Annotated in this window: 8 protein-coding genes and 1 pseudogene; 6 read left to right on the top strand and 3 right to left on the bottom strand. The window is 65.2% G+C overall.

The features are described 5' to 3' along the window. Positions 1–550 precede the first annotated feature (550 nt). Positions 551–1,390, top strand: coding sequence for a hypothetical protein (locus tag P3T25_RS30160; protein WP_429360521.1), 840 nt, complete (start codon positions 551–553; stop codon positions 1,388–1,390). A gap of 297 nt (positions 1,391–1,687) precedes the next feature. Then, positions 1,688–2,170 (top strand): hypothetical protein, encoded by a 483-nt coding sequence (locus P3T25_RS30165; protein ID WP_408517368.1) that lies wholly within the window; start codon positions 1,688–1,690, stop codon positions 2,168–2,170. Positions 2,171–2,250: 80 nt separating this feature from the next. Here the strand turns inward: P3T25_RS30165 and P3T25_RS30170 are convergent, their stop codons facing one another. Further along, complete coding sequence (locus P3T25_RS30170; protein WP_266258316.1) at positions 2,251–3,096, bottom strand: aldo/keto reductase; 846 nt, start codon at positions 3,094–3,096, stop codon at positions 2,251–2,253. 204 nt (positions 3,097–3,300) lie between these two features. On the opposite strand from P3T25_RS30170, the gene P3T25_RS30175 reads away from it, so the two are divergent. Continuing rightward, positions 3,301–4,047 carry a GntR family transcriptional regulator gene (locus tag P3T25_RS30175; protein WP_115780853.1) on the top strand — a complete coding sequence of 249 codons (747 nt, stop codon included), beginning with the start codon at positions 3,301–3,303 and terminating at the stop codon, positions 4,045–4,047. A gap of 36 nt (positions 4,048–4,083) precedes the next feature. Here the strand turns inward: P3T25_RS30175 and P3T25_RS30180 are convergent, their stop codons facing one another. After that, a complete protein-coding gene (locus P3T25_RS30180; protein WP_429360530.1) occupies positions 4,084–5,475 on the bottom strand; it encodes a CoA transferase in 1,392 nt (463 codons plus the stop codon). A gap of 134 nt (positions 5,476–5,609) precedes the next feature. Between P3T25_RS30180 and P3T25_RS30185 the strand changes: the two genes are divergently transcribed. Then, entirely contained in the window at positions 5,610–6,845 is a 1,236-nt protein-coding gene (locus P3T25_RS30185) for a citrate/2-methylcitrate synthase (RefSeq protein WP_154567648.1), read from the top strand. A gap of 137 nt (positions 6,846–6,982) precedes the next feature. Here the strand turns inward: P3T25_RS30185 and P3T25_RS30190 are convergent, their stop codons facing one another. Next, a complete protein-coding gene (locus tag P3T25_RS30190) occupies positions 6,983–7,288 on the bottom strand; it encodes a DUF2917 domain-containing protein (protein ID WP_154567647.1) in 306 nt (101 codons plus the stop codon). 214 nt (positions 7,289–7,502) lie between these two features. Between P3T25_RS30190 and P3T25_RS30195 the strand changes: the two genes are divergently transcribed. Together P3T25_RS30195 and mdtD are read left to right on the top strand one after the other, a co-directional pair. Then, positions 7,503–8,921 carry a PLP-dependent aminotransferase family protein gene (locus P3T25_RS30195; RefSeq protein WP_408517364.1) on the top strand — a complete coding sequence of 473 codons (1,419 nt, stop codon included), beginning with the start codon at positions 7,503–7,505 and terminating at the stop codon, positions 8,919–8,921. Positions 8,922–9,110: 189 nt separating this feature from the next. Next, positions 9,111–10,394: pseudogene (gene mdtD / locus P3T25_RS30200) on the top strand (multidrug transporter subunit MdtD); the annotation flags it as partial. Positions 10,395–10,483 lie beyond the last annotated feature (89 nt).

Consider the following 10,483-nt stretch of genomic DNA (forward strand, 5'->3'; position numbering starts at 1 on the left):
ATGGATATCGCTAAGTACCGTCCATACATTCGAAGCCAAAGAGATCGGAAAAGAGTCGGAAGCGCCGCTTGTGCGAATCGCCGTGGCAAGAAGCGATACGCGACGCAGCGCACCCGGACGGTACCGGCTGACGTGCATGCAAGCGCTTGTCGGCGCACCGGCTACGGTGCCGGGAAGACAGTGATGGTGTTTGACTTGCATCCGCAAAACAGACTCGGGGGGCGATGAGGCCTGCGTTCAGACAGGCCCACCGTCGAAGTATCAGCGTGGGGGATGGCGGCAGCGAGGTGCCGGCGTCCCCTCGGGAGAGACGTGATGAAAACCAGAAAATTCAATCAGTACTACTTCGTGGTTATACGGAGTACGGCAATCGCGGCAGGGGTGGCCTTATTGATAACCCAGGTCGCGTACTCCGCGTCGACGGATGCGGTCCCCAAGTTGATGACGGTTGCCGATGCGCCAATGCCTGCGAGCGGCGCGCACGCAGCGACGCAAATCGCGCAGGACGAGGGTTCAGCGGTGGGCGCAGCGGCCACCGGCACCGCGCCCGATGAACCGACCGCTGCCGACGACGCGGCCCTGGTGTTCAGTCCGCGCGACTGCACAAGGACCAGTGTCGGGGGGTGCGAGCAGCATCGCGGCGGCAACGGCGCGGCGAGCGCAGGCAGCGGTGGCGCGGGTGCGAGCGGCAATGGTGCCGGCGGCGCGGCGGGCTCGGGCAGTGGCGGCGGCAAGGGTAATGGCGGCGGCAGCGGCGGTGGTGGAAGTAGCGGCGGTGGCAGCGGCGGTGGTGGAAGTAGCGGCGGTGGCAGCAGCGGCGGTGGCAGCAGCGGCGGCGGCAGTAGCGGCGGTGGTAGCAGCGGCGGCGGCAGCAGCGGCGGCGGCAGCAGCGGCGGCGGCGGCAGCAGCGGCGGCGGCAGTAGCGGTGGTGGCAGCAGCGGCGGTGGTAGCAGCGGCGGTGGCAGCAGCGGTGGCGGCAGCAGCGGCGGCGGCAGTAGCGGTGGTGGAAGCAGCGGTGGTGGAAGCAGCGGTGGTGGAAGCAGCGGCGGTGGCAGCAGCGGTGGCGGCAGTAGCGGCGGCGGCAGTAGCGGCGGCGGCAGTAGCGGCGGCGGCAGTAGCGGCGGCGGAAGCAGCGGTGGTGGAAGCAGCGGTGGCGGAAGCAGCGGCGGCAGCAGCGGCGGCGGCTGCGGTTGCGGTGGCGGCCCCGGCGGCGGGTTCGGCGGTGGAAAAGGCGGCCCCGGTGGTGGTTTTGGCGGAGGCTTCGGTGGCGGGTTCGGCGGCGGCTTTGGCGGAGGCTTCGGCGGCGGTCACGGAGGCAAGGGTAGCGGCGGTAACGGTGGTGGCAATGGCGGAGGAAGCGGGCACTAGCAGTCGCCTGTTTCCCGGGTAGGGGGCCCCCGCGCCCTACCCGTCGCTAACGACATGCGTATGCCGTTCGCAGTCCCCCGGCAGCGGCGGTGATGTCTCGATCCCCCGGTCGAGCGTCACCGCCCGAGGCCGGTCGGTATCGGCAGCACCCGCAGGCGGCTCGGCAAAACAGCACGCACCGCCGCAAAGCGCTGACAGACAGTTCCTGCTCTTGCACACGTTTAAAACCAAAACAATCGATCGCGTCGTGCGTGACCGGAACCAAACCGAAACGATTGCCTCATATCAGATTCAACGTTCGATATGAGGGCATCACAACATGCAACGAAACGTCCCCCACTCCATGGCGCGCACGGCCACCGGACTGCTGATGGTCGCCGCTCTGGGCCTCGCATCGCTCGCTCATGCGCAAACTGCGGCGCAAACACCGGCTACGCCTGCCCAGCCGCAGCAGCAAACCCTATCGCAAGCCGCCCCGCCGGTCGATCCCACCTTCTCCGCCTATTCGCTCGCGCAAACCTGCAAGCAGAAAAACGATAACGTCGCACAAGGTCAATGCGTCGGCGCGATCCGCGGCATCATCCACGGCTATCAGTACGGCGTGCTGTTCCTCGGTCAGCGCGCGTCACTGCCGCCCAACGAAACGCAGCGGGTGTCGCTGTGTTTGCGCAATACGCAGGTGTCGTCGATCGTTGATGAATTCGTTGCCGACGCCGCCCAGGTCAACGAAGATTCGCTCAAGCACACGCCCGCTGAAGTCGCCGTTCTAGGTTCCGTGCACATGCACCACGGTTGCAATTAATGACGCCGGCGCAGCGAGCCGCAGCGCCATAAGCGCCGGCTCCACGGCCCGCCGCAATTCGCTAGCGGCAGCTAATGCGCTCACAGCATTTCGAGTGGCCGCTTGCTGCGTGGCGGTTTGAAATAAGTGTCGATAGCAGCGAGTTCATGCGTGTCGAGTTGCAGTTGCGACGCCCGATGGTTGTCGCGCACATGCTCGACGCGGCCCGCTTTCGGAATTGCAAACACGCCGGGTTTTTGCAAGACCCACGCTAGCGCCACCTGAAACACCGAGACGCCTCGTGCGTCGGCGATATCGTCGAGCGGCGAGCGTTTCGGCAGGCGCGCGTGATCGACCGGACTGTATGCCATCGCCGGCATGTTGCGCGCGGCGAGCCACGGCAACAGGTCGAATTCCGGCCCACGGCGCGCGACGTTGTAGAGAATCTGATTGGTCGCGCACGCCTCGCCGCCCGGCGTGGCGACGAGTTCTTCCATATCGTCGGTATCGAAGTTGCTGACGCCCCAGTGGCGAATCTTGCCCGCGCTGCGTAATGCCTCGAATGCCTGGACGGTTTCCGCGAGCGGCACCGAACCGCGCCAGTGCAGCAGATACAGATCGAGCCGATCGGTTTTCAGGCGCTTGAGGCTCTGCTCGCAGGCCGCGATCACGCCGCGCCGGCTGGCGTTATGCGGATACACCTTGCTGACGAGAAAGACCTGATCGCGCAGCCCCGCGAGCGCTTCTCCGAGAAGCGATTCGGTGGCGCCGTCGCCGTACATTTCCGCCGTGTCGATCAGCGTCATGCCCAGTTCGATGCCACAGCGCAGCGCGGCGAGCTCCGAGGTGCGGCGCGCCGGCTGTTCACCCATCTCCCAGGTGCCCTGCCCCAGTTTCGGAATACGCTCGCCGTCGGGCAGGCTCACGCTTGCGATATCGGTCGTCATGCTTTCTCCTCGAAATGACTAAACATAGGGCAACGCGTCCATGTCGATGCGGTGGCGCAGGCGAATCCGCGGCGCCTGATACGGAAATCGTAGGGACGAGTTTAGCGGTTGCACGAGCATCGGATCGAGCACCAGGCAAAAGCCCGCTATAACGGAGCGCGCCGATGTCTTAGAATTGCCGCTTGCCCTTCTTGCGTGAGCCCCATGACCTCTGCCTCGGAAGACCGCTGGCGCGATCTGCGCCCGGACCCGGAAAACGACACGCCGCTGTACCTGCAACTCGCTCGCAAGCTCGGCAGTGCGATTCACGAAAACCGTTGGAACGCGGGCGAGGCGCTGCCCTCCGAGCGCGTGCTGTCCGAAGCGCTCGGCGTATCGCGGATCACCTCGCGCAAAGCCATTGCCCTGCTGGTCGAACAGGGATTGATCCGCCGCACTCAAGGCGCGGGCAGCTTCATCACGCCGCGCTATGAAGATCCGCTTTCGCGTCTGTCGAGTTTCAGCGAAATGCTGCGCCGACGCGGTTTTACGCCGAGTTCGAAGTGGTTGTCGCGAGAAATTTCGCCGGCTAACCGCGATGAGGTGATTCAACTGGGCTTGTCGCCGGCGGCGGCTGTGACCCGGCTGCGCCGCTTGCGCCTCGCCGACGGCATCGTGATGGCGGTGGAGAATTCCACCTTCCCTGCCGCGGTGATTCCCGATCCCCAGGCGATTGGCGATTCGTTGTACACGTACCTGGAAAATCGCGGATTGACGATTGTCCGCGCGCTGCAGCATTTTCGCGCGGTGAACGCGAATGAGGAGATCGCGCAGCAGATGAGCATTGCGCCTAACGAGGCGCTGTTGCTGATCACGCGCGTCGGGTACACGGCGGATCAACGGGCGATCGAGCTGACCGATACCTACTGCCGCAACGATTACTATGATTTCGTGGCGGAGCTGAGGAAGTAAGCACGGTCTTTGCTCGTCGCGGCCATCACAGTACCTTCACTCCCATTTCGCCTCGTGCGCGCCTATCCGAGCCGGTGGCAGCGCAAAATACGCGGGCGTCTCCTCCAGACGCTCAGCCGGCAGAACGCCCAGGACCCGCCCGAACTCCGACTGCACGGTTCCCAGACAATCCCGCACATCGTCGATTGAAACGTCGGGCGCCTTCCAGCCGTCGGGAAGCAATCCGAAGGATTGCAACCACCGTCCGGTCTGCGCGAGCGACACCCTCACGTGCCAGCTCCCGCCTTCGGTGGCTCGCCGCGTCAATGCGGCCATCGCGCCGAACGCAGCCAGATATCCCGTCGCGTGATCCAACGCCTGACAAGGCAGATGCTTCGGCTCATCCCATCCCGCCGCCTCGCGCTCGGTAAAAGCAATCCCGCTCGCGGACTGCACCAGACTATCGAAGCCGCGCCGCCCGGCCCAAGGGCCCTTGTGCCCATAAGCGCAAACCGAGACATAGACGATCCCCGGCCGCACTCGCGCCAGCTCCTCGGGACCGAACCCGCGTGCCGTGAGCGCCCCCGGTCGATACGCCTGCAAAAACACATCGGCGTCGCTAACGAGGCCATTTAACGTTTCCCGGCCAGTTGCATCGCGTAAATCGATCACAGCCGAGCGCTTGCCGCGCCCGTTGTCGATCACCAGCGGCGCAATGTTCGGCAAGTGCGGACCGTTGACCATCAACACCTCGGCGCCATGCTGCGCGAGCGCGCGCCCCGCCACCGGCCCGGCAATGATGCGCGACACATCCAGCACCCGCACGCCCGCCAGCGGCCGCTCCGCGCCGGCCCCGCGCGGCGGCTCGACCGGCGCGTCGCCGATGCGCTCGATCTCGAACAACGGCAGCCCCGCAATCGCTTTCGACTGATCGAGCGCGGCCCACTCGTCGGGCGTGCGAATCAATGCCGCGCACAAACCGGCGTCGGCCAGCGTCTGGTCAAGCGTCGCGCCATCCCAGCCGCGAATCGCCTCGGCCACCGCCGCGCGATCGTTCGCGCAGCCGAGCACCTTCAGCACGCCCTCAAGATGATGCGGAAAGTTGGTGTGCAGTTGAATCCAGCGGCCGTCACGCGTCGCGTAGAAACCCATCACCGGATCGCGCAAAGCGGGAGGCGGACCCTCGTCGATGCGCAGATAGCGCTCGCTGCGAAACGAAGCCAGCGCGCGCCGCATCTCCACGGTGACGTGTTGCCGGCGCCCCGTGCGCAAGCGATGGTATTCGGCAGCCGCAAGGCCGCTCGCGGCGATGGTCGCCGAGGCCAACGCGCCGACCCGATAGACCGATGGCAAACCCGGATCGGTGCCGGGAAGCGAAACGGACCGCAGCGCAGTCGGGTCGCATTGCGCGGTCGTCCAGATATGTTTGAGTGCGAGTTCAGGCGTCATGGTGCTCATGTCGTTCATCTCGTTCGAGTTGGAACAGGAGGAAAGTGAACCGAGTCTAGAATTTCGCCTTGCCGCAATCAATCTTGATTATGATAATCAATATATATTGATTTCTTCGGTTTCTACGCGTTTCCATGCCGCCCTCCCATTCCCTGACCGCGGCCGAGGCCGCCGCCACGCTCGGTATCAGCCTGCCTACGCTGTATGCGTATGTCAGCCGCGGCATGCTGAGCTCATCGCCGGATGCGCATGGCAAGCACCGGCTCTACGATGCCGGCGAAGTGCGGCGGCTCGCCCGGCGCAAGGAAGACGGCAAGCGCGCCGGCAAGGTCGCGCAAAAGGTGTTGGACTGGGGCGTGCCGGTGCTCGAATCGTCGATCACGCTGGTGGCCGACGGCCGCCTGCTGTATCGCGGGCACGACGCCATGGAACTGGCGCGCACGGCATCTCTGGAGGATGTCGCGGCGTTGTTGTGGGAATGCAGTGCGAGGCGTATCGCCGATGCACCGGCCGTCCCGTTCGCCGCCGCGCAGTGGGCCGCGTGGCTCAAGCTCTGGAGCGACAGCACGCCGCTCGACCGCGCGCTCGTGCTGCTGCCGGCCGCCGCCGCGCAAATGCCGCGGGTATGGGCGCTCGGCCGCGACGCGCAACTCGATACCGCCTGCGCGGTCATGCGTTTGCTGGCCGCCGCGATGGTCTCGGCGGCGCCGTCGAACGAACCGCTGCACAAGCAGTTGGCTTCGGCGTGGAACATACGCAACCGTCAGCAAGCGGGGCTGTTGCGCGCGGCGTTGGTGGCCTGCGCGGATCATGAACTGAATGCATCGACCTTCACGGTTCGCTGCATCACGTCGACCGGGACGCATCTGTTCGGCGCCGTGGCCGGCGGTCTGGCCGCATTGGCCGGCCCGCGACATGGTGGCGAAACGGTACGGATTGCCGCGCTGCTCGATGAAGCGTCACGCGCACCCGATCTCGACCGCTATCTGGCGAACCGGCTCGCCCGCCACGAGCACGGCGCGCATGGGCCGGTGCTGTCGGGCTTCGGTCATCCGCTTTATCCGGACGGCGATCCGCGCGCGCGTCTGCTGCTCGGGATGCTCGCCGACTGTGCGCCGGCCCGTTCGCCGTTAGGCGAAGTGCAGGCGATCGCGCGCACGGTGCGCGACACGACCGGCGCGGAGCCGACCGTCGACTTTGCGCTCGTGAGCATCGAACGGGTACTCGGCCTGCCGGCCGGGGCCGCGTTCACGCTGTTCGCGGTCGGCCGGGTAGTCGGCTGGATCGCTCACGCAATGGAACAGACGCGCGACGGCCGGTTGATCCGGCCACGCGCGCGCTATATCGGGGAGGTTGAGGTGGCCGGATGAGGCGCAGCGCACGCCGGCAGCAAAGCAAATGCGGCACGTACCGCCTGCGCCGGGCACAAGCAAATGCATCCGGCACCAGGCACGCCAGCGACACGAGCCGCTGCCATCTTAGCGGCCATGGCCACCACAGTTGCCCGTCACGCCACACCCAACCAGCGCGGCAGCCAGTTCAACATCGGCGAACCGCTCAGCGGCCGCGTTGCAGCGCGTTCCGACCCGCTAGCCAGCGCGAAACGCGCACCGGCCCGCCCCGCGCTGACCCACGCCAGCGCACCGCGCGGCAACTCGATCGATTGCCCCGTTGCCAGCCAGTGATCGCCGTTTTCGCCTTCGACAGTCAGCCAGATCTCGCCCGAGATCACCTTGAAGACTGACGGACGCGCGACACGCCAGGCCGCCGCGGGCTCGTCATGTTCCATTTCGAAAATCCGGACTTCACGCATCGCTTTTCTCCTTCAAAGAAACTTCCTGTTGTACTGATTATTGACGTGCGATCATCGAATACCCATGCACAGTTCCGAACACTTTCATCGGAACTGTTCAGTCGAAAAAACGGACAGTTGGCGGCAACCGCACTTCATCAGCGCGTGCAGCCCGCGCCGCACCGACGGCTCGGCGCTCCGGCGCCCTGGCTGCCCGGCGAAGGAAAAGCACCGCATGAAACTCGAAATCCAACTCGATCGGGAGAGCGGCGTACCGCTCACCGAACAGATCGTCACAGGCATCACCGCCTGGATTCGCTCGCGCACCGCTCACCCCGGCTCAAAGCTGCCGTCGATCCGTCAGTTCGCCGCCGACTACGGCGTGAGCCGTTTTCCCGTGATCGAGGCCTACGACCGGCTGGTGTCGCTCGGCTATGTCGACTCGCGTCACGGCTCGGGCTTCTATGTCGCCGACCGCCAGCCGCCAAGCACACATTGCCAGGGCACCTCGGACCCGCGCCGCGCCGAGGACGAATCGGGGCACATCCTCCAGCAGTTCAACTACCAAACTGAGACGCTCAAGCTCGGCAGCGGCTTCATTCCCGATGCGTGGCGCGACACGGATAGCCTCGCGCAGGCGATCCGCCACGTGTCGCGCACCGACATCGCGAGCATGGTCGATTACGCGACCCCGCTCGGCAATCTGACCTTGCGCGAACATCTGCAAGGCCGGATTGGTCAACTGGGGATTCAGGCGGACGCCTCGCAGATTCTGATCACCAACGGCGCGAGCCAGGCGCTCGATCTGCTGATGCGTTACATGCTCAAAGCCGGCGACACGATGTTCGTCGAGGACCCCGGCTACTACAACCTGTACGGTCTGCTGAAACTGCACGGCGTGAAGCTGATCGGCATTCCGCGCACCCGCAGCGGCCCCGATCTCGATGTGCTGCAGGCACAGTTGCAAGTGCATCGGCCGAAGCTGATGTTCATCAACACGGTGTTCCACAACCCGACCGGCACCACGGTCGCGCCGCCGGTGGCGTTCCGGCTGCTGCAACTGGCGCGCGAACACGGTTTCACGATCATCGAAGACGACATCTACGCCGACTTCCAGGCCGACGTCACCGACCGTCTCGCGACGCTCGACCAGCTCGAACATGTGATTTACGTGGGCGGTTTGTCGAAGACGCTGTCGTCGTCGTTGCGGATCGGCTGCGTGGTGGCGAGCCACGCGATCATCAAGGATCTGGTCGACATCAAGATGCTGACGAGCATCGGCGGTTCGCGCTTTGCCGAGGCGGTCGCCGTGTCATTGCTGGAGCGCGGCGCGTACCGCAAGTATCTGGAACGACTGCGCCGCCGCATGCGCGACGCGCTCGGCTCGACCATTCAGACACTCGAAGACGCCGGCTGGGATCTGTTCGAAAAGCCTGTCGGCGGCAAGTTCGTGTGGGCGCGTGTGCCGCACGTCGACAACGCCGAACGGCTGGTGGCATGCGGCGCACCGCTCGGCGTGACAGTGGCGCCCGGCAGCTATTTCCGGCCGAACATGGAAGTGAGCCCGTGGACCAGGATTCACGCCGCGTTCGGCAATGACCCGCGTGCGCAGGCATTTTTCCGTGCTGCTGTGGCGTTGCCTCCCTCGGACTGACTTCGTCATCTTGCCTTCGCACTGAACGCATAGCCGCTGCGCCGGGCCACGCTTTTCCCTAGAATAGCGAGTCCCAGCCCGTCCCTGCGCGCCTAGCCGCCCTCCATGTCCACGCCGCCGATCCTGCCCGCCTCCGTCCCCGCCGCCCCCGCCGCCACTTCGGGCCCCTCGGCCCGCTCGCTCACCGTGATGCTGTGGCTCGTCGCCACCGGCTTCTTCATGCAGACGCTCGACTCCACGATCGTCAACACCGCGCTCCCCGCGATGGCGACGAGCCTCGGCGAGTTGCCGTTGCGTATGCAATCGGTGGTGATCGCCTACTCGCTGACGATGGCGGTGATGATCCCGGTGTCCGGCTGGCTCGCCGACAAACTCGGTACGCGGCGTGTGTTCTTCAGCGCGATCCTCGTGTTCACGGTCGGCTCACTGCTGTGCGCCAACGCGCATACCCTGAATCAACTGGTGATCTATCGCATCGTGCAAGGCGTGGGCGGGGCGATGCTGTTGCCCGTTGGGCGGCTCGCGGTGCTGCGTACCTTTCCGGCGGAACGCTATTTGCCGGCCTTGTCGTTCGTGGCGATTCCCGGACTGATCGGACCGCTGATCGGCCCGACGCTCGGCGGCTGGCTCGTAAAAATCGCTTCGTGGCACTGGATCTTTCTGATCAACGTGCCAGTGGGCATCGTGGGTTGCATCGCCACATTCATCTTCATGCCGGATAGCCGCAACGAGCACACCGGCAAGTTCGATCTGAAAGGCTATCTGCTGCTGATTTTCGGCATGGTGGCGATTTCATTCGCGCTCGACGGCCGCACGGAGTTTGGCATCCAGCACGCCACCGTGCTGGTGCTGCTGATCCTCAGCCTCGCCTGCTTCGTCGCCTACGGTTTGCACGCCGTACGCGAGCCCGCGCCGATCTTCCCGCTCGATCTGTTCAAGATCCACACCTTCAGCGTCGGCCTGCTCGGCAATCTGTTCGCACGGATCGGCAGCGGCGCGATGCCGTATCTGATTCCTCTGCTCCTGCAGGTGAGTCTCGGCTATAGCGCCTTCGAAGCCGGCATGATGATGCTGCCGGTGGCGGCTGCGGGCATGGCGGCCAAGCGCCTTGTCACGACGCTGATCGTCAAATACAGCTACCGGCGCGTGCTGATCGTCAACACGGTGCTGGTTGGCCTAACCATGGCGAGCTTCGCGCTCACCAGCGCCGGCCAGCCGCTGTGGCTGCGGCTCGTGCAACTGGCGTTCTTCGGCGCGGTCAACTCGATGCAGTTCACCGCGATGAACACGCTCACGCTCAAGGATCTCGGCACCGGCGGTGCGAGCAGCGGCAACAGCCTGTTTTCGCTGGTGCAGATGCTGTCGATGAGCCTCGGCGTGACGGTCGCCGGCGCGTTGCTTGCGACCTTCACCGGCCTCCTGCCGCGCGTGACGGCCGCCAACTCCCTGCCCGCGTTCCATGCGACGTTTATATGAACGCGTCCCGTTTGCAACAGTTTTCGTGTGTTCAGACAGACAGGATGGGCTGCAACTTTATATCCGGCCTTGTTGCAGCGGTATTG

This window comes from Paraburkholderia sp. GAS32 (assembly GCF_050434225.1).
Taxonomy (GTDB): domain Bacteria; phylum Pseudomonadota; class Gammaproteobacteria; order Burkholderiales; family Burkholderiaceae; genus Paraburkholderia; species Paraburkholderia madseniana.

Coding starts and splice junctions, on each gene's coding strand:
- P3T25_RS30160 (WP_429360521.1), top strand. CDS start 551: ATGAACCGACCGCTGCCGACGACGCGGCCCTGGTGTTCAGTCCGCGCG.
- P3T25_RS30165 (WP_408517368.1), top strand. CDS start 1,688: ATGCAACGAAACGTCCCCCACTCCATGGCGCGCACGGCCACCGGACTG.
- P3T25_RS30170 (WP_266258316.1), bottom strand. CDS start 3,096: ATGACGACCGATATCGCAAGCGTGAGCCTGCCCGACGGCGAGCGTATT.
- P3T25_RS30175 (WP_115780853.1), top strand. CDS start 3,301: ATGACCTCTGCCTCGGAAGACCGCTGGCGCGATCTGCGCCCGGACCCG.
- P3T25_RS30180 (WP_429360530.1), bottom strand. CDS start 5,475: ATGACGCCTGAACTCGCACTCAAACATATCTGGACGACCGCGCAATGC.
- P3T25_RS30185 (WP_154567648.1), top strand. CDS start 5,610: ATGCCGCCCTCCCATTCCCTGACCGCGGCCGAGGCCGCCGCCACGCTC.
- P3T25_RS30190 (WP_154567647.1), bottom strand. CDS start 7,288: ATGCGTGAAGTCCGGATTTTCGAAATGGAACATGACGAGCCCGCGGCG.
- P3T25_RS30195 (WP_408517364.1), top strand. CDS start 7,503: ATGAAACTCGAAATCCAACTCGATCGGGAGAGCGGCGTACCGCTCACC.